The sequence below is a fragment of the Pseudomonas sp. LAM2023 genome, assembly GCF_016620375.1.
GTDB classification, from domain to species: Bacteria; Pseudomonadota; Gammaproteobacteria; order Pseudomonadales; family Pseudomonadaceae; genus Aquipseudomonas; species Aquipseudomonas anuradhapurensis.
The window spans coordinates 584,099-609,976 of the sequence record NZ_JAENHV010000026.1 but is presented as its reverse complement, the minus strand read 5'-3'; the positions used below and the strand labels follow the sequence as shown (position 1 = coordinate 609,976).

Here is a 25,878-nt window from a genome sequence, read left to right as displayed (position 1 = left end):
TGAGGGGGCCGGGCATGACGCCGGCCCGCTGAACATCATTCGGAGATGGATATGACAGCGCTCTACATGATTATCGGCACCCTCGTGGCCTTGGGGGTGCTGGTCACCTTCCATGAATTCGGCCACTTCTGGGTGGCACGTCGCTGCGGGGTCAAGGTGCTGCGCTTCTCGGTAGGCTTCGGCACGCCGTTGCTGCGCTGGCATGATCGCCATGGCACCGAGTTCGTGGTCGCGGCGATTCCGCTGGGTGGCTACGTCAAGATGCTCGACGAACGCGAGGGCGAGGTGCCGCCGGCGCTGCTCGACCAGGCGTTCAACCGCAAGTCCGTGCGCCAGCGCATCGCCATCGTCGCAGCCGGCCCGGTGGCCAACTTCCTGCTGGCCATCCTGTTCTTCTGGGTGCTGGCGATGCTCGGTACCCAGCAGGTCCGTCCGGTGATCGGTGCCGTCGAAGCGGGCAGCCTGGCAGCATCGGCAGGCCTGACCGCAGGTCAGGAAATCGTCTCCATCGATGGCAAGCCGACCAATGGCTGGTCGGCGGTCAACCTGCAGCTGGTCCGGCGCCTGGGCGAGAGCGGCACCCTGCAGGTAGGCGTACGTGACGAGGGCGCCACTGCCGAGCGCCAGCTGCAGGTGAAACTGGACAGCTGGCTCAAGGGGGCCGACGAACCGGACCCGATCCAGTCCCTCGGCCTGCAGCCCTGGCGCCCGGCGATCGTGCCGGTGCTGGCCGAAATCGATCCGAAGGGGCCGGCTGCCGCTGCCGGCCTGAAAACCGGTGACAAGCTGCTGGCCCTCGACGGTATTGCCGTGAGCGAGTGGCAGCAGGTGGTCGATGCCGTGCGCGCCCGGCCGCAAGCCAAGGTCGTGGTGCGTGTCGAGCGTGACGGCGCTGCCCTGGAGCTGCCGGTGACCCTGGCGCGCAAGGGCGAGGGCAAGGCTGCTGGCGGCTATCTTGGTGCCGGGGTAAAAGCTGGCGAGTGGCCTGCCAACATGCTCCGCGAAGTCAGCTACGGCCCGCTGGACGCGGTGGGTGAGGGCTTGTCGCGGACCTGGAACATGAGCGTCCTGACCCTTGAATCGCTGAAGAAAATGCTGTTCGGGGAGCTCTCGGTAAAAAACTTGAGTGGACCGATAACCATTGCTAAAGTGGCGGGCGCTTCAGCCCAGTCCGGCGTGGGGGATTTCCTGAATTTCCTGGCCTACCTGAGCATAAGCCTGGGGGTTCTTAACCTGCTGCCCATCCCGGTTCTGGATGGGGGGCATTTGCTGTTTTACCTGGTCGAGTGGGCGCGCGGTCGTCCGCTGTCGGATCGGGTGCAAGGTTGGGGGGTCCAGATCGGTATCAGTTTGGTCATAGGGGTGATGTTGCTCGCCCTGATCAACGATCTGGGTCGACTATAAAGCTTCGCTCAATTGCGAACCCGCCGTTTTGTCGCGGCGGGTTGTTTATTGCCAGTTGGAATAAAAGGACTTCATGAAACGTCTGCTGCTAACTGCGGTCATGTCCGCACTGATGATCGCTGAAGTTCACGCCGAGTCCTTCACCATCTCCGATATCCGCGTCAACGGCCTGCAGCGGGTTTCCGCCGGCAGTGTGTTCGGTGCGCTGCCGCTGAACGTCGGTGACCAGGCCGATGACCGCCGCCTGGTGGAATCGACCCGTTCCCTGTTCAAGACCGGCTTCTTCCAGGACATCCAGCTGAACCGCGATGGCAATGTCCTGATCATCAACGTGGTTGAGCGCCCATCGGTATCGAGCATCGAGATCGAAGGCAACAAGGCGATCAGCACCGAAGACCTGATGAAGGGCCTGAAGCAGTCCGGCCTGGCCGAAGGCGAGATCTTCCAGCGCGCCACCCTCGAAGGCGTGCGTAACGAGCTGCAGCGTCAGTACGTGGCGCAGGGCCGCTACTCGGCCGAAGTCGACGCCGAGGTGGTGCCGCAGCCGCGCAACCGTGTGGCGCTGAAGATCAAGATCAACGAAGGTACCGTCGCCGCCATCCAGCACATCAACATCGTTGGCAACAACGTGTTCGACGACGAGACCCTGGCGCAGCTGTTCGAGCTGAAGACCACCAACTGGCTGTCGTTCTTCAAGAACGACGACAAGTATGCCCGCGAAAAACTCTCCGGTGACCTGGAGCGCCTGCGTTCCTACTATCTGGACCGCGGCTACATCAACATGGACATCGCCTCCACCCAGGTGTCCATCACGCCGGACAAGAAGCACGTCTACATCACCGTCAACATCAACGAGGGCGAGAAGTACACCGTCCGCGACGTGAAGCTGTCGGGTGACCTGAAGGTGCCGGAAGACCAGGTCAAGTCGCTGCTGCTGGTGCAGCCAGGCCAGGTATTCTCGCGCAAGGTGATGACCACCACTTCCGACCTGATTACCCGTCGCCTGGGTAACGAAGGCTATACCTTCGCCAACGTCAACGGCGTGCCGAAGCCGAACGATGAAGACCACACCGTCGACATCATGTTCGTGGTCGACCCGGGCAAGCGTGCCTACGTCAACCGCATCAACTATCGCGGCAACACCAAGACCGAAGACGAAGTGCTGCGCCGCGAAATGCGCCAGATGGAAGGTGGCTGGGCCTCGACCTACCTGATCGACCAGTCCAAGACCCGCCTGGAGCGCCTGGGCTTCTTCAAGGAAGTCAACGTCGAGACGCCGCCGGTGCCGGGCACCGATGACCAGGTCGACGTCAACTACAGCGTGGAAGAGCAGGCTTCCGGCTCGATCACCGCCAGCGTCGGTTTCGCCCAGAGCGCCGGCCTGATCCTCGGTGGTTCGATCAGCCAGAGCAACTTCCTCGGTACCGGTAACAAGGTGTCGATCGGCCTGACCCGTTCGGAATACCAGACCCGCTACAACTTCGGCTTCGTCGACCCCTACTTCACTGCCGATGGCGTGAGCCTGGGCTACAACGCCTTCTACCGCAGCACCGACTACGATGACCTCGACGTCGACGTGGCCAGCTATGCGGTGGACAGCTACGGTGCCGGCGTCAGCCTGGGCTACCCGATCAGCGAAACTTCGCGCCTGACCTATGGCCTGAGCGTGCAGCAGGACAAGATCAAGACCGGCAAGTACACCGTTGACGAGATCTTCGACTTCCTCGAACAGGAAGGCGACAGCTTCCTCAACTTCAAGGCCTCGATCGGCTGGTCGGAATCGACCCTGAACAAAGGCGTGCTGGCGACCCGTGGTCACTCGCAAAGCCTGACCCTTGAGTCCACCGTGCCGGGCAGCGACCTGTCGTTCTTCAAGCTCGACTACCGTGGCCAGCTGTTCAAGCCGATCACCAACGACTACACCCTGCGCCTGCACACCGAGCTGGGCTACGGTGACGGTTATGGCAGCACCTCGGGCCTGCCGTTCTACGAGAACTACTTCGCCGGTGGCTTCAACTCCGTGCGTGGCTTCAAGGACAGCAGCCTGGGCCCGCGCAGTACACCAAGCCGTGGCGAGGCCAACGGTGGCAAGCCTGGTACCATCGCCGACCCGGACCAGGATCCGTTGCCGTTCGGTGGTAACGTGCTGGTGCAAGGCGGTGTCGAGCTGCTGTTCCCGCTGCCGTTCGTCAAGGACCAGCGTTCGCTGCGCACCTCCGTGTTCTGGGACGTGGGTAACGTGTTCGACACCAATTGCGGCAACCAGCCTGATTGCGAGAAGGTCGGGTTCTCGGGCATGGCCAGTTCGGTCGGCCTGGGCGTGACCTGGATTACTGCACTGGGCCCGTTGAGCTTCAGCCTGGCGATGCCGGTCAAGAAGCCGGACGATGCCGACACGCAGGTGTTCCAATTCTCTCTGGGCCAGACCTTCTGAGGTCGGCCCTCGCTTAATGACAACGGTTTATCCAGGAGTGCATCGTGCGTAAGTTGACTCAACTGGCCGTAGTGGCCGCGGCGCTGGTCGCCACCCCGGCTTTCGCCGAAATGAAGGTTGCCGTCCTGAACTATCAGATGGCCCTGCTGGAATCGGACGCCGCCAAGAAATACGCGGTGGATGCCGAGAAGAAGTTCGGCCCGCAACTGACCAAGCTGAAAAGCCTGGAAAGCAGCGCCAAGGGCATCCAGGATCGCCTGATCAAAGGTGGCGACAAGATGCAGCAGCAGGAGCGTGAGCGCCTGGAGCTCGAATTCAAGCAGAAGGCCCGTGACTTCCAGTTCCAGTCCAAGGAACTGAACGAAGCCAAGGCCGTTGCCGACCGCGACATGCTCAAGCAGCTGAAGCCGAAGCTGGATGGCGCTGTCGAGGAAGTGATCAAGAAAGGTGGTTACGACCTGGTCCTCGAGCGCGGTGCGGTCATCGATGTCAAACCTCAGTACGACATCACCCGCCAAGTCATCGAGCGCATGAACCAAGCCCGTTGATATGACCGTGACCATGACGCTAGGCCAGCTGGCCGAGGCCCTCGGCGCTACCCTCAAGGGGCCCGAGGCGCTGCAGATTACCGGGCTGGCCACCTTGCAGGAGGCTGGCCCCGGTCAGTTGAGCTTCCTCGCCAACCCGCAGTACCGCAAATACCTGGACCACAGCCAGGCGGCCGCGGTGCTGCTCAAGGCGGCGGACGCCGAAGGCTTTGCCGGCAATGCTCTGATCGTCGCCGATCCGTACCTCGCCTACGCGCGCATTTCCCACCTGTTCGACCCCAAACCCAAGGCTGTGGCGGGTATTCATCCCAGCGCCGTGGTGGCTGAGGACGCGCAGGTGGATGCCAGCGCCAGCATCGGGCCGTTCGCGGTCATCGAGAGCGGCGCGCGCATCGGCGCCAATGTCAGCGTGGGCGCGCACTGCGTGGTCGGTGCCCGTTGCGTGATCGGCGAAGGTGGATGGCTGGCGCCACGGGTGACCTTGTACCATGACGTGACCATCGGCAAGCGCGTGGTCATCCAGTCGGGTGCGGTGATCGGCGGCGAAGGCTTCGGCTTTGCCAACGAGAAGGGCGTGTGGCGCAAGATCGCCCAGATTGGCGGCGTGACCATCGGTGACGACGTGGAAATCGGCGTCAACACTGCGGTCGACCGTGGTGCGTTGTCGGACACGCGCATCGCTGACGGGGTCAAGCTCGACAACCAGATCCAGATCGCCCACAACGTGCAGATCGGTGAGCATACGGCCATGGCCGCCTGCGTCGGCATTTCCGGCAGTACCCGCATCGGCAAGCATTGCACCATTGCCGGCGGTGTCGGCATGGTGGGGCATATCGATGTCTGTGATAACGTTTTCGTGTCTGGAATGACCATGGTGACCCGTTCAATCACCGAACCGGGTGCCTATTCTTCCGGCACTGCCATGCAGCCATTGGCTGAATGGCGCAAGAGCGCCGCGCGTATCCGCCACCTGGACGACATGGCCAAGCGTCTCCAGCAGCTGGAAAAACGCGTCGATACCGTGACCTCAGGTGGCCAGCCGACATCAGAAGGCTGATACCATTCCCTGAGCAAGAGTGAACAGTCGCTAGCTGGCTCCTCTTTGGATTGCAAAAGGAGCGTGTGGTCAGCACCTGCGCTCCCTATTCTTATTACAGGCTTCCCCCCCGAAATGATGGACATCAACGAGATTCGCGAATACCTGCCTCACCGTTACCCGTTCCTGCTGGTGGACCGCGTGACGGATCTGGACTACGAGGCCCAGAGCATTCGTGCCTACAAGAATGTCAGCATCAACGAGCCGTTCTTCAATGGCCATTTCCCGGCGCACCCGATCATGCCGGGCGTCCTGATCATCGAAGCCATGGCCCAGGCCGCCGGCATCCTCGGCTTCAAGATGCTGGATGCCAAGCCTGCCGACGGTACCCTGTACTACTTCGTCGGTTCCGACAAACTGCGTTTCCGTCAACCGGTACTGCCGGGTGACCAGCTTGTGCTGGAGGCGAAGTTCCTCAGCCGCAAGAGCATGATCTGGAAGTTCGAGTGCCGTGCGCTGGTCGACGGCAAGCCGGTTTGCTCGGCCGAGATCACCTGCGCGGAACGCTCCCTATGAATTCGATTGATCCTCGGGCCATTATCGATCCCTCGGCCAAGCTGGCCGATGGCGTCGAGGTCGGCCCCTGGTCGATCGTTGGCCCCGATGTGGAAATCGGGGAGGGCACCGTTATCGGCCCGCATGTTGTGCTCAAAGGGCCGACCCGCATCGGCAAGCACAACCGTATCTTTCAGTTTTCCTCGATCGGCGAAGACACACCCGACCTCAAGTACAAGGGTGAGCCGACGCGCCTGGTGATCGGTGACCACAACGTCATCCGCGAAGGGGTGACCATCCACCGCGGCACCATCCAGGACCGCGCGGAAACCACCGTGGGTGACCACAACCTGATCATGGCCTATGCCCACATCGGCCACGACAGCGTCATCGGCAACCATTGCATCCTGGTCAACAACACGGCGCTGGCCGGCCATGTGCACGTGGGCGACTGGGCGATTCTGTCCGGCTACACCCTGGTGCACCAGTACTGCCATATCGGTGCCCACGCGTTTTCCGGCATGGGCACGGCGATCGGCAAGGATGTACCGGCCTTCGTCACCGTGTTCGGCAGCCCGGCGGAAGCGCGCAGCATGAACTTCGAGGGCATGCGCCGGCGCGGTTTCAGCGACGAGGTGATCCATGTGCTGCGCCGTTGCTACAAGATCGTCTATCGCCAGGGCCTGACCGTCGAAGACGCGCTCAAGGAACTGCACGAACTGGCTGCCCAGCACCCTGAGGTCGAGCTGTTCCGTCAGTCGATCGTGACCTCTGCCCGCGGCATCACCCGCTGACATGGCCCAGCTTTGCGTAGCCTTGGTCGCAGGTGAGGCCAGCGGCGACATCCTTGGTTCAGGCTTGATGCGTGCCCTCAAGGCACGCCACCCTGACGTGCGGTTCATCGGCGTTGGCGGCCCGCTGATGGAAGCCGAAGGGCTGCAATCCTATTTTCCCATGGAGCGCCTGGCGGTCATGGGCCTGGTCGAAGTGCTGGGGCGCCTGCGTGAGCTGCTCAAGCGCCGCAAGCTGCTGATCGAGACCCTGATTGGCGAAAGACCCGATGTGTTCATCGGCATCGATGCCCCCGACTTCACCCTCAACATCGAGTTGAAACTGCGCCAGGCCGGTATCAAGACCGTGCATTACGTCAGCCCTTCGGTGTGGGCCTGGCGGCAGAAGCGTGTGCTGAAGATTCGCCAAGGCTGCGACCTGATGCTCACGCTGTTGCCGTTCGAGGCGCGCTTCTATGAGGAAAAGGGTGTGCCGGTGCGCTTCGTTGGCCACCCCTTGGCCGACACCATCCCGCTTGAGGCCGACCGCCCGGCGGCGCGCGCCGAGCTGGGCGTGGGCGAGGGGCCGCTGGTGGCACTGATGCCCGGCAGCCGCGGCGGCGAAGTCGTGCGCCTGGGGGCATTGTTCCTCGATGCGGCCGAACGGCTGCGCCAGCAGGTTCCGGGCGTGCATTTCGTGTTGCCCTGTGCCAATGCCGCACGACGCGCCCAGATCGAGCAGATGCTTGAGGGGCGCCAGCTACCGTTGACCCTGCTCGATGGCCAGTCGCACCAGGCCCTGGCCGCCTGCGACGCGGTGCTGATCGCTTCGGGTACCGCTACACTCGAAGCGTTGTTGTACAAGCGCCCGATGGTGGTGGCCTACCGCCTGGCGCCGTTGACCTACTGGATTCTCAAGCGGCTGGTAAAAAGCCCTTATGTGTCGCTGCCAAACCTGCTCGCCCAGCGTGCGCTGGTGCCCGAGCTGTTGCAGGACGACGCCACCAGCGAAGCGCTGGCCAATACCCTGGCGCCACTGGTAGCCGATGGCAGCCAGCAGACCGAGCGCTTCGACGAAATTCACCGCACCTTGCGCCGCGACGCCTCCAACCAGGCGGCCGAGGCGGTACTGGCCCTGCTCAAGGACCGTTGACATGCAGATTGGACTGGACTTCAACCTGGTCGAAGACCTTGTCGCCGGCGTCGACGAGGTGGGCCGTGGCCCGCTATGCGGCGCGGTGGTGACGGCGGCGGTGATCCTCGACCCGGCGCGCCCGATCCTCGGCCTGAACGATTCGAAGAAACTCACCGAAGCCAGGCGCGAGGCGCTGTTCGATGAGATCTGCGAAAAGGCCCTGAGCTTCTGCATCGCCCGCGCCGAGGTCGAGGAGATCGACCGGCTGAACATCCTCCACGCCACCATGCTGGCCATGCAGCGCGCAGTCGAAGGGTTGCACGTGACGCCTAAACTGGCGCTTATCGATGGCAATCGCTGCCCGAAACTGGCGGTGCCTTCGGCGCCGGTCGTACAAGGTGATGCCAAGGTGCCCGCCATCGCTGCAGCCTCGATCCTGGCCAAGGTCACCCGCGACCGCGAAATGAGCGCATTCGAGCTGATCTATCCGGGTTACGGCATTGGCGGGCACAAGGGCTATCCGACACCGGTGCACCTCGAGGCCCTGGCGCGGCTGGGGCCTACGCCGATTCACCGGCGTTCCTTTGCCCCGGTGCGGGCGGCCTGGGATGCGCGCGAAGGCGTCACGGCTTCGCTGATCTGACCCCGGGGCCCGCTTTGTGGCCCAAGGTTGTTGCCAGAAGTAGTGCGCTGGCTCGCCGGATCGGCTTCAGCCGTGATCACCGGCACAGCCGGTGCCAGCCACCGCGTAGCCTGCTTCGCGGATAAATCCGCCCCTACAGTCGGCGCCGTACCTGTAGGAGCGGCTTCAGCCGCGATCACCGGCACAGCCGGTGCCAGCCACCGCGTAGCCTGCTTCGCGGATAAATCCGCTCCTACAGTCGGCGCTGTACCTGTAGGAGCGGCTTCAGCCGCGATCACCGGCACAGCCGGTGCCAGCCATCGCGTAGCCTGCTCCGCAGGTATATCCGCTCCCACAGATACAACGCCAGCGCTGCAGCGCCTTGTGTCGCGATAGGCTGCAAAGCAACCGAAAATCTCGGCTCATTTACGCTACAATCCCGCCCTTGTCGTTCAGCACTGCTACAGGATCTTCCATGTCGGTTCCCTTCGTTCACCTGCGCGTCCACTCCGAATTCTCGCTGGTCGACGGCCTGGTGCGGATCAAGCCGCTGGCCAAGGCACTGGCCGGGATGAACATGCCGGCGGTGGCAATCACCGACCAGAGCAACATGTGCTCGCTGGTGAAGTTCTACAAGACCGCCATGGGCGCCGGCATCAAGCCGATCTGCGGCGCCGACCTGTGGCTGGCCGGGGACGACCCGGAAGCACCGCTGTCGCGTATCTGCTTCCTGGCCATGAACCCCAAGGGCTATCGCAACCTCACCGAACTCATTTCGCGCGGCTGGACCGACGGCCAGCGCAATGGCCTGGTAGTCCTCCAGCGTGACTGGATCGCCCCGGCCAGCGAGGGCCTGATCGCCCTGTCCGCAGGCAAGGAAGGCGACATCGGCATGGCCCTGCTGGCGGGCAGGGACGAAGAAGCCGCGGCCCTGCTGCAGGGCTGGATGGGCATGTTCCCCGAGCGCTTCTACGTTGAAGTACAGCGCACCAACCGCGCCCGCGACGAAGAGTACGTGCATGCTGCCGTGGCCCTGGCCGACAAGTTCGGGGCCCCGCTGGTGGCAACCAACGACGTGCGCTTCATCAAGCAGTCGGACTTCGACGCCCATGAAACGCGGGTATGCATCGGCGAGGGCTGGACCCTCGACGACCCACGCCGCCCAAGGATGTACAGCGACCAGCAGTACCTGAAATCGGCCGAGGAAATGGCCGAGCTGTTCAGCGACCTGCCCGACGCCATCGCCAACACCGTCGAGATCGCCAAGCGCTGCAATATCCAGGTACAGCTGGGCAAGTACTTCCTGCCCGACTTCCCCACGCCCAATGGCATGGGTATCGACGACTACCTGCGTCACGTCTCCCACGAAGGCCTGGAAGAGCGCCTGGCGGTACTGTGGCCGAAGGAAACCACGCCCAACTACGAAGAAAAGCGCCAGGTCTATCTGGACCGCCTGAAATTCGAGCTGGACATCATCATCCAGATGGGTTTCCCCGGTTACTTCCTGATCGTGATGGACTTCATCAAGTGGGCCAAGAACAACGGCGTGCCGGTCGGCCCGGGCCGTGGTTCGGGTGCCGGCTCGCTGGTGGCCTACGTGCTGAAGATTACCGACCTCGACCCGCTGGCCTACGACCTGCTGTTCGAGCGCTTCCTCAACCCTGAACGTATTTCCATGCCCGACTTCGACGTCGACTTCTGCATGGATGGCCGCGACCGGGTGATCGACTACGTGGCCGAAACCTATGGCCGCAACGCGGTCAGCCAGATCATCACCTTCGGCACCATGGCCGCCAAGGCGGTGGTGCGCGACGTGGCGCGGGTGCAAGGCAAGTCGTACGGGCTGGCCGACCGGCTGTCGAAGATGATCCCGTTCGAAGTCGGCATGACCCTGGAAAAGGCCTACGAGCAGGAAGAAATCCTGCGCGACTTCCTCAAGGGCGACGAAGACGCCCGCGAGATCTGGGACATGGCCCTGAAACTCGAGGGTGTGACGCGGGGCACCGGCAAGCACGCCGGTGGCGTGGTGATCGCGCCGACCAAGCTCACCGACTTCTCGCCGATCGCCTGTGACGAAGAGGGCGGCGGCCTGGTAACCCAGTTCGACAAGGACGACGTCGAGGCCGCGGGCCTGGTGAAGTTCGACTTCCTCGGCCTGCGTACCTTGACCATCATCAAGTGGGCCATGGAGATCATCAACCGCGAGCAGGCCAAGAAGAACCTGCCCGAGGTCAACATCGACTTCATCCCGCTGGACGACCGCAAGACCTACGAGCTGTTGCAGAAAGCCGAAACCACGGCGGTGTTCCAGCTTGAATCGCGTGGCATGAAGGAGCTGATCAAGAAGCTCAAGCCCGACTGCCTGGAAGACCTCATCGCACTGGTGGCACTGTTCCGTCCCGGCCCGCTGCAGTCGGGCATGGTGGACGACTTCATCAACCGCAAGCACGGCCGCGCCGAGCTGGCCTATCCGCACCCGGACTACCAGTACGAAGGCCTGCAGCCGGTACTGGCGCCAACCTACGGCATCATCCTGTACCAGGAACAGGTGATGCAGATCGCCCAGGTAATGGCCGGCTACACCCTTGGCGGCGCCGACATGCTGCGCCGGGCCATGGGTAAGAAAAAGCCCGAGGAAATGGCCAAGCAGCGCGGCGGCTTCATCGAAGGTTGTGCCAACAACAATATCGATGCGGACCTTGCCGGTAACATCTTCGACCTGGTAGAGAAATTTGCCGGTTACGGCTTCAACAAATCCCACTCCGCCGCCTATGGCCTGGTGTCCTACCAGACCGCCTGGCTGAAGACCCACTACCCGGCGCCGTTCATGGCGGCGGTGCTGTCGGCGGATATGCACAACACCGACAAGGTGGTGGTGCTGGTAGAAGAAGTGCGCAGCATGAAGCTGCGCCTCGACGCCCCGGACGTGAACTTCTCCGACTTCAAGTTCACCGTCAACGATGACGGGCGCATCGTCTATGGCCTGGGTGCCATCAAGGGCGTGGGCGAGGGCCCGGTGGAGGCGATCGTCGAGGCGCGTGCGCAGGGCGGCCCGTTCAAGGACCTGTTCGATTTCTGCCAGCGTATCGACCTCAAGCGGGTCAACAAGCGCACCCTCGATGCGCTGATCCGCAGTGGCGCGCTGGACCGCCTCGGGCCGCACTTCCATGACGAGATCAAGGCCTACCACGCCCACATCGACATCAACCGTGCCACCCTGCTCTCGGCGCTGGGCGAGGCCATCAAGGCCGCCGAGCAGGCTGCCCATACCGCGGACAGTGGCCACGTCGACCTGTTCGGCGGCATGTTCGACGCCGCTGACGCCGACGTCTACGCCAACCACCGCAAGGTGCGCGAGCTGACCCTCAAGGAACGCCTGAAGGGCGAGAAGGACACCCTTGGCCTGTACCTCACCGGCCACCCGATCGACGAGTACGAGGCCGAGATCCGCCGCTTCGCCCGCCAGCGCATCATCGACCTCAAGCCGTCGCGCGACACCCAGACCATCGCCGGCATGATTATCGCCCTGCGGGTGATGAAGAACAAGAAAGGCGACAAGATGGGCTTCGTCACCCTGGATGACCGCTCCGGCCGCATCGAGGCATCGCTGTTTGCCGATGCCTTCATGGCGGCACAGTCCTTGCTGCAGACCGACGCCATGGTGGTGGTCGAAGGCGAGGTCAGCAACGACGACTTTTCCGGTGGCCTGCGCCTGCGGGTGAAGCAGGTGATGACCATGGAGGATGCGCGCACCAAGCTGGCCGAGAGCCTGCGCCTGAAGGTGGCGCACGAAGCGCTCAAGGGCGACCGGCTGAAATGGCTGGGCGAGCTGATTACCCGTCATCGCGGCGCGTGCCCGATCACCCTGGAATACACCGGCAGCGACGCCAAGGCCATGCTGCAGTTCGGCGAGCAGTGGGCGATCGACCCGGCCGATGGGCTGATTCAGGCGCTGCGTGACCAGTTCGGACGTGAGAACGTCTTCCTGCAATATCGTTGAACCGACAAAAAATTTAATCTCGACCTGAATGCGCCTGATCCCTTAAGGTAGGGCGCCAAACGGATCAACCGGCCGGCCGCCTGGCCGTAGACCCAAGACGGATGACTATGAACCCGAATTTTCTCGATTTCGAACAGCCGATTGCCGACCTGCAAGCCAAGATCGAAGGCCTGCGCCTGGTAGGCAACGACAACTCGCTGAACATCAGCGATGAAATTGCCCGTCTGCAAGACAAGAGCAACACCCTGACCGAAAGCATCTTCGGCAACCTGACCAGCTGGCAGATCGCCCGCCTGGCCCGTCATCCACGTCGTCCTTACACCCTGGACTACCTGGAGCACATCTTCACCGAGTTCGAAGAACTGCACGGCGACCGCCACTTCTCCGACGACGCCGCCATCGTTGGTGGTACCGCCCGCCTGGACGGCAAGCCGGTCATGGTCATCGGTCACCAGAAAGGCCGTGAAGTCCGCGAGAAGGTGCGCCGCAACTTCGGCATGCCACGCCCTGAAGGCTATCGCAAGGCCTGCCGCCTGATGGAAATGGCCGAGCGCTTCAAGATGCCGATCCTGACCTTCATCGACACCCCGGGCGCCTACCCGGGCATCGATGCCGAGGAGCGCAACCAGAGCGAGGCCATCGCCTGGAACCTGCGCGTGATGGCACGCCTGAAGACGCCAATCATCGCCACCGTGATCGGTGAGGGTGGTTCCGGCGGTGCGCTGGCCATCGGCGTGTGCGACCAGCTGAACATGCTGCAGTACTCCACCTACTCGGTGATTTCGCCGGAAGGCTGTGCCTCGATCCTGTGGAAGACCGCCGACAAGGCAGCTGACGCGGCCGAGGCCATGGGCATCACCGCCGAGCGCCTGAAGAGCCTGAACATCGTCGACAAGGTCATCCAGGAGCCGCTGGGCGGCGCCCACCGTGACCCGGCCAAGATGTCGGAAAGCATCCGTGCCGACCTGGTGCAGCAGCTGGACATGCTCGGCAAGCTCGACCACGACGCGCTGCTGGCCCGTCGTTACGAGCGCCTGATGAGCTACGGCGTCTGATAGATCCCCGGGGCCGCTCTGCGGCCCTTGTGGGAGCGGGTTCACCCGCGAAGAAGGCGACGCGGTGCTTGGCACCGGCTGCGCCGGTGTTCGCGGGTAAACCCGCTCCCACAGGGTTCTCGGTTTTCCCAAGCCATGTGAGGCCCCAATGATCAACCTCACCCCCTGGCTCAACGCCCCAACCTGGTACATCGCCTTCTCCGGCGGCCTCGACTCCACCGTCCTCCTGCACCTGCTGGCCGACCACGCCCGCAATCACGCATCCCCTCCATTGCGCGCCATCCACGTCCACCATGGCCTACAGCCCGCCGCCGACGCCTGGCCCGCCCACTGCCAAACCGTCTGCGACAGCCTGGGTATCGAACTCCAGGTCATCCATGTCCAGGTCCCCCCCGGCGCCAGCCTCGAACAGGCCGCCCGCGACGCCCGCTATGCCGCCTTCAGGCAAGCCCTCGGCCCAGGCGACATCCTGTTCACCGGCCAGCACCGCGACGACCAGGCGGAAACCTTGCTGTTCCGCCTGTTGCGCGGTGCCGGCCTGCGTGGCCTGGCGGCGATGCCGGGGCAGCGCGGACTAGGGCAGGGCAGCCTGGCCAGGCCTTTGCTCGGGCGCTCCCGGCAACAGTTGCACGATTACGCCCAGGCTCATCAGTTGGCCTGGATCGAAGACCCCTCCAACGCCGATACGCGATTCGCCCGTAACTACCTGCGCGGCGAGGTGTTCCCGCACTTGCAGCAACGCTGGCCGCAGGCCAGCCAGAACCTCGCCCGCGCCGCCGAGCACCTGGGCGAAGCGCTGGGCCTGCTGGACGAGCTGGCTCAGGGCGACCTGGCGCTTGCGCAGGAGGGCGCACCGCTGGCCTGGCCCGGGCTCGACTCCCTCGACCTGGCCGCCCTGGCTGCGCTGTCGCCAGCCCGCCAACGCAATGCCTTGCAGTACTGGCTGAGCCGGCGTACCCGTTTGCCCGACAGCCGACACTGGGCCGGTTGGGCCGACCTGCGCGATGCCGCCGCCGATGCCCAGCCGGTGTGGCGGCTGGCCGATGGACAACTGCTGCGCAGCCATGGGCGCATCTGGTGGTTGAGCGGCGACTGGCTGCGACTGCCTGGCGCAGGGGCGGCGTGGCCCGACCCCAGCGAGCCCCTGCGGCTACCCGGTAACGGCAGTGTGCGGCTGCTTGGCGCAGCACCCGCGACGGGCTTGCGCATTGCCTACCGCCAGGGCGGCGAAGTGCTGGATATCCCCGGCCGCGGCCGACGCGAGCTCAAGCGCCTGCTCAACGAGCTGCAGGTGCCGCACTTCCTGCGCCCGCGGCTGCCATTGCTGTACCACGGCGAGCGCCTGTTGGCGCTGGCCAACCTGCCCGGGCTGGTACAGGCGGATTGCCAGCTGGATTGGCAGTTGCCGACGAACGCGCAAGGTTTGAGCTGAAGGGTACATTCGGGTAGACTACCCTCCCTTCTTGATACAGCTTCTGTGGGTTCCGCGAAAACACAGGAGTTGCCGATTACCAAGCAGTTTTTTGCTGGGCTGATTCTGAAAATGACGAGCGAGCTCCATGCCGGGGATACCCCTGGTCTGTACAGACGCGGCAGTTTTTCGAGATGCACTGTGATTGACGCAGGTGATCGGGGGCTTCGGCCTTCCTTCGCTTTCTCCGGCGGCGCTGGCCGCCTTAACGCAGACTTCTAGGGTTTTTCATGACGCGCTACATATTCGTCACGGGCGGTGTTGTTTCTTCATTGGGGAAAGGCATTGCCTCGGCTTCCCTGGCGGCCATCCTGGAAGCGCGGGGCCTGAAGGTCACCATGCTCAAGCTGGATCCGTACATCAACGTCGATCCGGGCACCATGAGCCCGTTCCAGCATGGTGAAGTGTTCGTCACCCACGATGGCGCCGAGACCGACCTCGACCTGGGCCACTACGAGCGGTTCATCCGCACCACCATGACCCAGAACAACAACTTCACCACCGGCCGCATCTACGAGCACGTGCTGCGCAAGGAACGTCGTGGTGACTACCTGGGCGCGACCATCCAGGTCATCCCGCACATCACCGACGAAATCAAGCGTCGCATCATCAAGGGCGCCGGCGATGCCGACGTGGCCCTGGTGGAGATCGGCGGTACCGTGGGCGACATCGAGTCGCAACCATTCCTCGAGGCCATCCGCCAGCTGCGCGTCGAAGTGGGCTCCAAGCGCGCCATGCTGATGCACCTGACCCTGGTCCCGTACATCGCCACCGCTGGCGAGACCAAGACCAAGCCGACCCAGCACTCGGTCAAGGAGCTGCGCTCCATCGGCCTGCAGCCTGACGTGCTGATCTGCCGTTCCGACCACCCGGTCGATGCCTCGTCGCGTCGCAAGATCGCGCTGTTCACCAACGTTGAAGAGCGTGCGGTGATTTCGCTGGAAGACGTCGACACCATCTACAAGATCCCGGGCGTACTGCATGCACAGGGCCTGGACGACTTCGTCGTCGAGCGCTTCGGCCTGCAGTGCAACGGCGCCGACCTGTCCGAGTGGGACAAGGTGGTCGATGCCAAGCTCAACCCCGAGCACGAAGTGACCATCGCCATGGTCGGCAAGTACATGGAGCTGCTGGATGCCTACAAGTCGCTGATCGAAGCGATGAGCCACGCCGGCATCACCAACCGCACCAAGGTCAACCTGCGCTACATCGACTCGGAAGACATCGAGAACCAGGGCACCAGCCTGCTCGAGGGTGCCGATGCCATCCTGGTGCCGGGCGGTTTCGGCCTGCGCGGCGTGGAAGGCAAGATCACCGCGGTGCAGTACGCCCGTGAGAACAAGGTGCCGTACCTGGGTATCTGCCTGGGCATGCAGGTCGCCGTGATCGAATTCGCCCGCAACGTGATGGGCTGGAAAGACGCCAACTCCACCGAGTTCGACCGCAACAGCGGCCACCCGGTGGTCGGCCTGATCACCGAGTGGGCCGACGCCACCGGTGCCGTCGAGACCCGCAGCGAAGCCTCCGACCTGGGCGGCACCATGCGCCTGGGCGCACAGGACTGCCAGCTGGTTGCCGGTTCCAAGGTGCACGATTGCTACGGCAAGGACGTGATCACCGAGCGTCACCGTCACCGCTACGAAGTGAACAACAACCTGCTGCCGCAACTGGTCGACGCCGGCCTGGTGGTGTCCGGCCGTTCCGAAGACGGTGCGCTGGTGGAAGTGGTCGAGTCCAAGGATCACCCATGGTTCGTCGCCTGCCAGTTCCACCCGGAATTCACCTCGACCCCGCGTGACGGCCACCCGCTGTTCAGCGGTTTCGTCAAGGCAGCCCTGGCTCAGAAGAACAAGGCCTGATCAATGACCCAGAAGATCATTCGCGTCGGTAACATCGAGATCGCCAACGACAAGCCGTTCGTCCTGTTCGGCGGCATGAACGTCCTGGAGTCCCGTGACCTGGCAATGAAGGTCTGCGAAGAGTACGTGCGGGTTACCGAGAAGCTCGGTATCCCCTACGTGTTCAAGGCCAGCTTCGACAAGGCCAACCGTTCGTCGGTAACCTCCTACCGCGGCCCGGGCATGGAAGAAGGCTTGAAGATCTTCGAAGAGATCAAGCGCACCTTCAACGTGCCGGTCATCACCGACGTGCACGAGCCCTACCAGGCCGAGCCGGTGGCCAAGGTGTGCGACATCATCCAGCTGCCGGCCTTCCTGTCGCGGCAGACCGACCTGGTTGTGGCCATGGCCCGCACCGGCGCGGTCATCAACATCAAGAAGGCGCAGTTCCTCGCACCCCAGGAAATGAAACACATCCTGACCAAGTGCGAAGAAGCCGGTAACGACCAGCTGATCCTCTGCGAGCGTGGTTCGAGCTTCGGCTACAACAACCTGGTGGTGGACATGCTCGGCTTCGGCATCATGAAGCAGTTCGAGTACCCGGTGTTCTTCGATGTGACCCACGCCCTGCAGATGCCCGGTGGTCGTGCCGACTCCGCCGGCGGCCGTCGCGCCCAGGTCACCGACCTGGCCAAGGCTGGCATGAGCCAGGGCCTGGCCGGCCTGTTCCTCGAAGCCCACCCCGATCCGGACAACGCCAAGTGCGATGGTCCTTGCGCCCTGCGCCTGGACAAACTGGAGCCGTTCCTGGCCCAGCTCAAGCAACTGGATGACCTGGTGAAAAGTTTTCCGACGGTAGAAACCGCGTAAAGCTCGATTCTCGGGTAAAGTACCGTCCGATCCACCCCTGACCACTCGGTCAGGGGTTCCCTTCACGGGGCCTGCCCACTGCAAGTCCGCCCGGTGAACGGCAAGATTTCCCAAGCTAAGTTGTTTTCGTCAATTCTGGAGTGCTTACAACAATGGCAAAAATCGTCGACATCAAAGGTCGTGAAGTTCTCGATTCGCGTGGCAACCCCACCGTAGAAGCCGATGTACTGCTCGACAACGGCATCATCGGTAGCGCTTGCGCGCCGTCCGGTGCTTCCACTGGCTCGCGCGAAGCGCTGGAGCTGCGTGATGGCGACAAGAGCCGTTACCTGGGCAAGGGCGTGCTGAAGGCTGTCGCCAACATCAACGGCCCGATCCGTGACCTGCTGCTGGGCAAGGACCCTGCCGACCAGAAGGCCCTGGACCGCGCCATGATCGACCTGGACGGTACCGAGAACAAGGCCAAGCTGGGCGCCAACGCCATCCTGGCCGTTTCCCTGGCTGCCGCCAAGGCTGCTGCCCAGGACCTGGACCTGCCGCTGTACGCGCACATCGCCAACCTGAACGGCACCCCGGGCCAGTACTCGATGCCGGTGCCGATGATGAACATCATCAACGGCGGCGAGCACGCCGACAACAACGTCGACATCCAGGAGTTCATGGTGCAGCCGGTTGGCGCCAAGACCTTCTCCGACGGCCTGCGCATGGGTACCGAAATCTTCCACCACCTCAAAGCCGTGCTGAAGGCCCGTGGCCTGAACACCGCCGTGGGTGACGAAGGTGGTTTCGCCCCTAACCTGGCTTCCAACGAAGACGCCCTGGGCGCCATCGCCGAAGCGGTCGAGAAAGCCGGCTACAAGCTTGGCACCGACGTGACCCTGGCCCTGGACTGCGCGGCTTCGGAATTCTACGAAGACGGCAAGTACAACCTGTCCGGTGAAGGCAAGTCGTTCGACGCCGAAGGCTTCGCCGAGTACCTGAAAGGCCTGACCGAGCGCTTCCCGATCATCTCGATCGAAGACGGCCTGGACGAGTCCGACTGGGCTGGCTGGAAGATCCTCACCGAGAAGATCGGCGCCAAGGTGCAGCTGGTGGGCGACGACCTGTTCGTGACCAACACCAAGATCCTCAAGGAAGGCATCGAGAAGGGCATCGGTAACTCGATCCTGATCAAGTTCAACCAGATCGGCTCGCTGACCGAAACCCTGGAAGCCATCCAGATGGCCAAGGCTGCTGGCTACACCGCGGTGATTTCGCACCGTTCCGGTGAAACCGAAGACTCGACCATCGCCGACCTGGCGGTAGGTACTGCTGCTGGCCAGATCAAGACCGGCTCGCTGTGCCGTTCCGACCGCGTTTCCAAGTACAACCAGCTGCTGCGTATCGAAGAGCAACTGGGTGCCAAGGCGGTTTACCGTGGTCGTGCCGAGTTTCGCGGCTAAGCAAGAGATGGTAAAAAGACAGCAGCCGGAGTTGTAGGGGCTTTCATAGTGAAATTCCTACGTTCCAACGGGTTTCTGTCGACGAAGCCTGGCCTCGGCCAGGCTTCGTGCTATTCGAGACCCCGAGTTGAACATTCTGCGACGGTCTTTTTTAACCTGGATACCTAGATGCGCAGTCCTTATTGGTTGTTTCTTGTCCTGCTCCTGCTGCTGGGTGGCCTGCAGTACCGCCTGTGGGTGGGTAATGGCAGCCTGGCGCAAGTGACCGAGCTGAAGCAGCAGATCGCCGAGCAGCATGCCGAGAACGAGCGCCTGCTTGAGCGAAACCGCGTGCTCGACGCCGAAGTGCTGGAGCTGAAAAAAGGCATGGAGACCGTTGAAGAACGGGCTCGCCACGAATTGGGAATGGTCAAAGAGGGCGAAACCCTCTTCCAGTTGCCACAGAAATGATCGATACGTTACCGGCCTTCTGGGCCGTTATTCCTGCTGCGGGCGTCGGTGCCCGCATGGCTGCCGACCGCCCCAAGCAGTATCTGGAGCTGGCCGGGCAGACCATCCTCGAGCACAGCCTCGACTGTTTTCTTGGCCACCCGACGCTCACCGGCGTGGTGGTCAGTATTGCCGCACACGACCCCTACTGGCCGACCCTGCGCTGCGCCAGCGACCCGCGTATCCGTCGCGCGGCGGGTGGCCGTGAGCGTGCCGACTCGGTACTCAATGCCTTGCTGATGCTGCATGCCGAAGGGGCTGCGGACAGCGACTGGGTACTGGTGCACGATGCCGCTCGGCCAAACCTGGCGCGCAGTGACCTGGACAAGCTGCTGGCGGAGCTGGCGGACGACCCGGTGGGGGGGCTGCTGGCGGTGCCGGCGCGCGATACCCTCAAGCGGGCCGATGCCAACGGACGGGTCAGCGCCACGGTTGACCGCAGCACCATCTGGCAGGCCTACACGCCACAGATGTTCCGCCTGGGCGCGCTGCACCGGGCGCTGGCCGAGTGCCTGGTGTCGGATGTGCTGGTGACCGACGAGGCCTCGGCCATCGAATGGTCCGGCCAGGCGCCAAGGCTGGTGGAAGGGCGCAGTGACAACATCAAGGTGACCCGCCCGGAAGACCTCGAGTGGTTGCGCCAGCGCTGGGCCGGGCGGCGCTGAAGCTTTAATCCAGCACCGGCCTCTTCGCGGGCTTGCCCGCTCCCACAGGTACAGCGCCAGCCTGAAGGTATGCGCAGTACCTGTGGGAGCGGGCAAGCCCGCGAAGCGGCCAGTACAGGCAGCGCATTCCTTCAGCCGAGACGATACTCCGGCAACCCCGCCAACCCTTCCTTCAGGTAGTCCACCAACCGCCGCACCTTCGGCGACAGGTGCCGCTGCTGCGGATACAGCGCCCACACTGCCGTGTTCGGCGGCTGGTGCGCTTCCAGCAATGACACCAGGGCACCGCTGTTCAGGTGCTCCAGCACGTAGTAATCCGGCAGCTGGCACAAGCCCATGCCCTGCAACGCCGCATCCAGCACGGCCTGCCCGCTGTTGCAGCGCCAGTTGCCCTGCACCCGCTGGCTGATTTCGCGGCCATCCTGCTGCAGCGCCCACAGGTCCGAACTGCCCACCAGGCAGTTGTGCCGCGCCAGCTCCGACAGGCTGTGGGGCCGCCCATAACGTTCCAGGTAGGCCGGCGAGGCGCACAGGTACATGCGCCGTGGCGCCAGGCGGGTAGCCACCAGCCGTGAGTCGGCCAGCCGGCCCAGGCGGATGGCCAGGTCCATGCCTTCGTGGACCAGGTCGAGGGTGTGGTTGCTCAGTTCCACGTCCACCCGCAATTGCGGGTACTGCGCCATGAACCGGGTCACCAGCGGCACGATGAAGCGCTCGCCATAGGCCACCGCGCAGGTCATGCGCAACAAGCCCTTGGGCTCGCTGGCCAGGTCACCCATGGCGCGCAGGGCTTCCTCGCGGCCATCCTGCAGGCGCTGGCAGTGCTGCAGAAAGGTCTGCCCGGCTTCGCTCAGGGTCACCCGCCGGGTACTGCGGTACAGCAAGCGGGTCTGCAGGCGTTCTTCCAGCCGGGCAATCTGCCGGCTGACATGCGACGAAGAAACCCCCAGGCGTTCGGCGGCCGCAGTGAACTGGCCGGTTTCTGCCACGGCGACGAATTCGTCGATGCCTTCCCAGCGGCTGCTCATGGATTATCCCTGTACGGCAATAATGTTTTGTCTTGGCCCGGATTATTCCTCAAATGGCTGTGAATTACACTGCCAGACTGAATCGACCCTCTGTCTGGAGACCTTTGATGATCAAGTCCCGTGCTGCCGTAGCCTTCGAAGCCAAGAAACCCCTGGAAATCGTCGAAGTCGACGTGGCCATGCCCAAGGCCGGCGAAGTGCTGCTGCGGGTAGTCGCCAGCGGTGTCTGCCACACCGATGCCTACACCCTGTCCGGCGCTGACCCAGAGGGTATCTTCCCGTCGATCCTGGGCCACGAAGGTGGCGCGATCGTCGAGGCGGTAGGCGAAGGCGTGACTTCGGTCGCCGTTGGTGACCACGTCATCCCGCTGTACACCCCGGAGTGCGGCAAGTGCAAATTCTGCCTCTCGGGCAAGACCAACCTGTGCCAGGCCATTCGCGCCACCCAGGGCAAGGGCCTGATGCCGGATGGCACCACGCGCTTCTCCTACAAAGGCCAGCAGCTGTTCCACTACATGGGTACCTCGACCTTCTCCGAATACACCGTGCTGCCGGAAATTTCCGTGGCCAAGATCCAGAAAGAAGCGCCACTGGAAAAGGTCTGCCTGCTTGGTTGCGGCGTCACCACCGGTATCGGCGCGGTGCTCAATACCGCCAAGGTCAAGCCGGGTGACACCGTGGCCATCTTCGGCCTGGGCGGTATCGGCCTGTCGGCCGTGATCGGCGCGGTGAAGGCCAAGGCCTCGCGGATCATCGCCATCGACATCAACCCGGCCAAGTTCGAGATCGCCCGCCAGCTGGGGGCCACCGACTGCATCAACCCGAAAGACTACGACCGCCCGATCCAGGAAGTGATTGTCGACCTCACCGACGGCGGCGTGGACTTCTCCTTCGAGTGCATCGGCAACGTGCAGCTCATGCGTGCGGCGCTGGAATGCTGCCACAAGGGTTGGGGCGAGTCGGTGATCATCGGTGTGGCCGGTGCCGGCCAGGAAATCGCCACCCGTCCGTTCCAGCTGGTCACCGGTCGCGTCTGGCGCGGTTCGGCGTTCGGTGGCGTGCGTGGCCGCAGCGAACTGCCAAGCTACGTGGAGATGTCCGAGAAGGGCGAAATCCCGCTGGACACCTTCATCACCCACACCATGGGCCTGGAAGACATCAACAAGGCCTTCGACCTGATGCACGAAGGCAAGAGCATCCGCAGCGTCATCCACTTCTGAGGTGCGCCATGAGCCTGGATAACATCTCCTGCCAGAAGAGCTTCGGCGGCTGGCACAAGCGTTACCGGCATCACTCCAGGGTGCTGGGCTGTGACATGGTGTTCGCCGTGTACCTGCCACCGCAGGCCGAGCAGGGCGAGAAGCTGCCGGTGCTGTACTGGCTCAGCGGCCTCACCTGCACCGACGAGAACTTCATGCAGAAGGCCGGCGCCCAGCGCCTGGCCGCCGAGCTGGGGTTGATCATCGTCGCGCCGGATACCAGCCCGCGTGGCGAGCAGGTGCCGGGCGATCCTGACGGTGCCTGGGATTTCGGCCTGGGGGCCGGCTTCTACCTCAACGCCACCCAGCAACCCTGGGCGCAGCACTACCGCATGCACGACTACGTAGTAGAGGAACTGCCGGCACTGATCGAGGCGCACTTCCCGGCATCGGCCGAGCGCAGCATCAGCGGCCATTCCATGGGCGGGCATGGCGCGCTGGTGTGCGCCTTGCGCAACCCGGGGCGGTACCGCTCGGTGTCGGCGTTCTCGCCAATCAGCAACCCGATGGATTGCCCATGGGGCGAGAAAGCCTTCAGCCGTTACCTGGGTGAAGACCGCGCGCGCTGGCGCGAATGGGACGCCAGCGTGCTGCTGGCCGAGACCCCGGCGGGCGAGTGCCCGCCGCTGCTGGTCGACCAGGGGGACCGGGACGACTTCCTCGACAAGCAGCTCAAGCCCGAGGCACTGGAGCAGGCGGCACGCAAAGGCGGGCATGAACTGACCCTGCGCCTGCAGCCGGGTTATGACCATAGCTACTACTTCATTGCCAGCTTCATCGAGGAGCACCTGCGTCATCATGCGGTGGCCTTGGGGCGGGTATAGGGACTGACGTAGCTTTTTCAGCGCCTGTGAAATCGAGCGCCGCCCGCGCGGCGCTCGATCTCACCGGCGCAGACCATGCTGTGCCGATCACCCCAGCCCCAATCCCTCAAAAGCAGGTAGAATCACGCCCTGACTCATTCAGGGCGTTTTTCTATGCGTATTGGCCACGGCTTCGATGTGCACCGTTTCTGCGACGGTGATTTCATTACCCTGGGCGGGGTGCGTATCCCCCACAAATACGGCCTCCTGGCCCACTCCGATGGCGACGTGCTGCTGCACGCCCTGAGCGATGCCTTGCTGGGCGCGGCAGCGCTGGGTGACATCGGCAAACACTTCCCCGACACCGACCCGCAGTACAAGGGCGCCGATAGCCGCGCGCTGCTGCGCCATGTGGTCGGCATCGTCCTGGCCAAAGGCTGGAAGGTCGGCAATATCGACGCCACCATCGTCGCCCAGGCGCCAAAGATGGCCCCACACATCGAGACCATGCGCCAGCGCATCGCCGAAGACCTGCAGGTCGAACTCGACCAGGTCAACGTCAAGGCCACCACCACGGAAAAACTGGGCTTCACCGGCCGCGAGGAGGGTATCGCCGTGCATGCGGTTGCCCTGCTGCTGCCAGCATGACCGAACTGCAACTGCTGGGCCCGCGCGCATCGGGCGAACCCTTGGGCAGCGCTGTACTCAAGGCGGTGGCCGAAGATTTCCAGGTCGACGAAGTGCTGGACATTCCGTTGTCGGGGCAGGGCGAGCACTTGTGGTTGTGGGTCGAAAAGCGTGACCTGAACACCGAAGAAGCCGCCCGCCGCCTGGCGCGCGCTGCCGGCGTGCCGGTGCGCAGCATCAGCTATGCCGGGCTCAAGGACCGCCAGGCGCTGACCCGCCAGTGGTTCAGCCTGCACCTGCCGGGCAAGGCCGACCCGGACCTGTCGCGTGCCGAGGATGCCAGCCTGCGAGTGCTCAAGCAGGTGCGCCACCAGCGCAAGCTGCAGCGTGGCGCGCATTCGGCCAACGGCTTCACCCTGCGCCTGACCGCCCTTGCTGCCGATCACCAGGCGGTGAACGCGCGCCTGGAACAGCTCAAGCAGCACGGGGTGCCCAATTATTTCGGCAGCCAGCGCTTTGGCCACGCCGGCGGCAATGTCCACGACGCCCTCGACTGGGCCGCGCGCAAGGCCCTGCCCGAACAGCGCAGCGTACGTTCGCGGCTACTGTCGGCCGGGCGCAGCTACCTGTTCAACCAGCTGTTGGCCGCCCGTGTCGCCGATGGCAGCTGGGCACGGGCGCAGGTGGGCGACCTGCTGGCGTTCACCGACAGCCGCAGTTTCTTCCCGGCGGGGGAGGCCGAATGTGCCGACCCGCGCCTGGCGATCCTGGACCTGCACCCGACCGGCCCGCTGTGGGGCGCGGGCGATTCGCCAGCCGGCGCAGCCACCGGGCAGCTGGAAAACGCCATCGGCGCGCGCCAGCCGGCACTGTGCCAGTGGCTGGCCCAGGCGGGCATGGATCACGAACGGCGCATTCTGCGGCTCCCTATTGGCGGCCTGACGTGGCATTATCCCGAGCCTGATATCCTGCAACTGGAATTCGTCCTTCCGGCCGGATGCTTCGCCACCGTGGTGGTGCGCGAAGTCGTGGATCTGGTGTCGGCAGGGCAGACGGACAGCCCATGCGTATTCTGATTTCGAACGACGACGGTGTTACCGCACCCGGCATCGCCGCGCTGCACGCTGCGCTGGCGGATTACGCCGAGTGCGTGGTGATCGCCCCGGATCAAGACAAGAGCGGCGCCAGCAGTTCGCTGACGCTGGACCGGCCACTGCACCCGCAGACCCTGGCCAATGGCTTCATCAGCCTCAACGGCACGCCGACCGACTGCGTGCACCTGGGGCTCAATGGGCTGTTGTCGCAGGCGCCGGACATGGTCGTGTCGGGGATCAACCTGGGGGCCAACCTGGGCGACGACGTGCTCTATTCAGGCACGGTTGCCGCCGCCCTGGAAGGCCGCTTCCTCGGCGGCACCTCGCTGGCATTCTCGCTGCTGTCGCGCCAGCCGGACAACCTGCCGACCGCCGCCCATATCGCCCGCCGCCTGGTCGAGGCGCAGTCGCGCCTGGCCTTGCCGCCGCGCACCGTGCTCAACGTCAACATCCCCAACCTGCCGCTGGAACACATTCGTGGCATCCAGCTCACCCGCCTCGGTCACCGGGCGCGGGCGGCGGCGCCGACCAAGGTGGTCAACCCGCGCGGCAAGGAAGGCTACTGGATCGCCGTGGCCGGGGATGCCGAGGACGGTGGCCCGGGCACCGATTTCCACGCCGTGATGCAAGGCTACGTGTCGATCACCCCGCTGCAGCTCGACCGCACCTTCAGTGATGCCTTCGAGCAGCTCGATGGTTGGCTGGAGGGCCTGCTCTGATGCGCGAGGACGAT

Annotated in this window: 22 protein-coding genes; 21 read left to right on the top strand and 1 reads right to left on the bottom strand. The window is 63.9% G+C overall.

The features are described 5' to 3' along the window. Positions 1-51 precede the first annotated feature (51 nt). From rseP to ispD, 16 genes are all read left to right on the top strand, one after another. Positions 52-1,404 (top strand): RIP metalloprotease RseP, encoded by a 1,353-nt coding sequence (gene rseP / locus JKP78_RS17795; protein WP_200627094.1) that lies wholly within the window; start codon positions 52-54, stop codon positions 1,402-1,404. Positions 1,405-1,477: 73 nt separating this feature from the next. Further along, on the top strand, positions 1,478-3,838 hold the full coding sequence (gene bamA, locus JKP78_RS17790; RefSeq protein ID WP_200627093.1) for an outer membrane protein assembly factor BamA: 2,361 nt from the start codon (positions 1,478-1,480) through the stop codon (positions 3,836-3,838). Between the two features lie 44 nt (positions 3,839-3,882). After that, the gene (locus JKP78_RS17785) at positions 3,883-4,386 is read left to right on the top strand and encodes an OmpH family outer membrane protein (protein ID WP_015269197.1); all 504 of its coding nucleotides are present in this window, start codon (positions 3,883-3,885) and stop codon (positions 4,384-4,386) included. Between the two features lies 1 nt (position 4,387). Next, the gene (gene lpxD / locus JKP78_RS17780; RefSeq protein WP_200627092.1) at positions 4,388-5,443 is read left to right on the top strand and encodes a UDP-3-O-(3-hydroxymyristoyl)glucosamine N-acyltransferase; all 1,056 of its coding nucleotides are present in this window, start codon (positions 4,388-4,390) and stop codon (positions 5,441-5,443) included. Between the two features lie 114 nt (positions 5,444-5,557). Next, positions 5,558-5,998: a 3-hydroxyacyl-ACP dehydratase FabZ gene (gene fabZ, locus JKP78_RS17775; protein WP_028634990.1), complete on the top strand. Its 441-nt coding sequence runs from the start codon at positions 5,558-5,560 to the stop codon at positions 5,996-5,998. Next, entirely contained in the window at positions 5,995-6,771 is a 777-nt protein-coding gene (gene lpxA, locus JKP78_RS17770; RefSeq protein WP_170028654.1) for an acyl-ACP--UDP-N-acetylglucosamine O-acyltransferase, read from the top strand. The genes fabZ and lpxA overlap by 4 nt, the downstream gene beginning before the upstream one ends. Position 6,772: 1 nt before the next feature. Next, positions 6,773-7,900 carry a lipid-A-disaccharide synthase gene (lpxB, locus tag JKP78_RS17765; RefSeq protein ID WP_200627091.1) on the top strand — a complete coding sequence of 376 codons (1,128 nt, stop codon included), beginning with the start codon at positions 6,773-6,775 and terminating at the stop codon, positions 7,898-7,900. Between the two features lies 1 nt (position 7,901). Next, positions 7,902-8,525: a ribonuclease HII gene (gene rnhB / locus JKP78_RS17760; protein ID WP_170028656.1), complete on the top strand. Its 624-nt coding sequence runs from the start codon at positions 7,902-7,904 to the stop codon at positions 8,523-8,525. A 454-nt stretch (positions 8,526-8,979) separates the two neighbouring features. Next, entirely contained in the window at positions 8,980-12,504 is a 3,525-nt protein-coding gene (gene dnaE / locus JKP78_RS17755) for a DNA polymerase III subunit alpha (RefSeq protein ID WP_200627090.1), read from the top strand. Positions 12,505-12,611: 107 nt separating this feature from the next. Continuing rightward, positions 12,612-13,559: an acetyl-CoA carboxylase carboxyl transferase subunit alpha gene (locus JKP78_RS17750; RefSeq protein WP_170028658.1), complete on the top strand. Its 948-nt coding sequence runs from the start codon at positions 12,612-12,614 to the stop codon at positions 13,557-13,559. A gap of 148 nt (positions 13,560-13,707) precedes the next feature. After that, a complete protein-coding gene (gene tilS / locus JKP78_RS17745) occupies positions 13,708-14,991 on the top strand; it encodes a tRNA lysidine(34) synthetase TilS (RefSeq protein ID WP_200627089.1) in 1,284 nt (427 codons plus the stop codon). A 269-nt stretch (positions 14,992-15,260) separates the two neighbouring features. Further along, a complete protein-coding gene (locus tag JKP78_RS17740; protein ID WP_170028660.1) occupies positions 15,261-16,889 on the top strand; it encodes a CTP synthase in 1,629 nt (542 codons plus the stop codon). A gap of 3 nt (positions 16,890-16,892) precedes the next feature. Then, on the top strand, positions 16,893-17,738 hold the full coding sequence (kdsA, locus tag JKP78_RS17735) for a 3-deoxy-8-phosphooctulonate synthase (protein ID WP_170028661.1): 846 nt from the start codon (positions 16,893-16,895) through the stop codon (positions 17,736-17,738). Positions 17,739-17,890: 152 nt separating this feature from the next. Next, positions 17,891-19,180, top strand: coding sequence for a phosphopyruvate hydratase (eno, locus tag JKP78_RS17730; RefSeq protein WP_200627088.1), 1,290 nt, complete (start codon positions 17,891-17,893; stop codon positions 19,178-19,180). A 168-nt stretch (positions 19,181-19,348) separates the two neighbouring features. Then, positions 19,349-19,630, top strand: a complete 282-nt coding sequence (ftsB, locus tag JKP78_RS17725) for a cell division protein FtsB (RefSeq protein WP_004375443.1) — start codon at positions 19,349-19,351, stop codon at positions 19,628-19,630. Further along, on the top strand, positions 19,627-20,334 hold the full coding sequence (gene ispD, locus JKP78_RS17720; protein WP_200627087.1) for a 2-C-methyl-D-erythritol 4-phosphate cytidylyltransferase: 708 nt from the start codon (positions 19,627-19,629) through the stop codon (positions 20,332-20,334). Before ftsB ends, ispD begins: the two co-directional genes overlap by 4 nt. 131 nt (positions 20,335-20,465) lie before the next feature. On the opposite strand, the gene JKP78_RS17715 is transcribed toward ispD, so the two are convergent. After that, on the bottom strand, positions 20,466-21,362 hold the full coding sequence (locus tag JKP78_RS17715) for a LysR substrate-binding domain-containing protein (RefSeq protein ID WP_170028664.1): 897 nt from the start codon (positions 21,360-21,362) through the stop codon (positions 20,466-20,468). 107 nt (positions 21,363-21,469) lie between these two features. Between JKP78_RS17715 and JKP78_RS17710 the strand changes: the two genes are divergently transcribed. The 5 genes from JKP78_RS17710 (at position 21,470) to surE (ending at position 25,864) form a co-directional block, all read left to right on the top strand. Further along, a complete protein-coding gene (locus JKP78_RS17710; RefSeq protein ID WP_016712915.1) occupies positions 21,470-22,582 on the top strand; it encodes an S-(hydroxymethyl)glutathione dehydrogenase/class III alcohol dehydrogenase in 1,113 nt (370 codons plus the stop codon). Between the two features lie 8 nt (positions 22,583-22,590). After that, positions 22,591-23,445, top strand: coding sequence for an S-formylglutathione hydrolase (gene fghA / locus JKP78_RS17705; protein WP_186689819.1), 855 nt, complete (start codon positions 22,591-22,593; stop codon positions 23,443-23,445). A 153-nt stretch (positions 23,446-23,598) separates the two neighbouring features. Then, complete coding sequence (ispF, locus tag JKP78_RS17700; protein ID WP_170028666.1) at positions 23,599-24,072, top strand: 2-C-methyl-D-erythritol 2,4-cyclodiphosphate synthase; 474 nt, start codon at positions 23,599-23,601, stop codon at positions 24,070-24,072. Beyond that, on the top strand, positions 24,069-25,127 hold the full coding sequence (gene truD / locus JKP78_RS17695; RefSeq protein ID WP_200627086.1) for a tRNA pseudouridine(13) synthase TruD: 1,059 nt from the start codon (positions 24,069-24,071) through the stop codon (positions 25,125-25,127). Before ispF ends, truD begins: the two co-directional genes overlap by 4 nt. Beyond that, positions 25,115-25,864 carry a 5'/3'-nucleotidase SurE gene (gene surE / locus JKP78_RS17690; protein WP_200627085.1) on the top strand — a complete coding sequence of 250 codons (750 nt, stop codon included), beginning with the start codon at positions 25,115-25,117 and terminating at the stop codon, positions 25,862-25,864. Before truD ends, surE begins: the two co-directional genes overlap by 13 nt. The last annotated feature ends 14 nt before the right edge of the window (positions 25,865-25,878 follow it).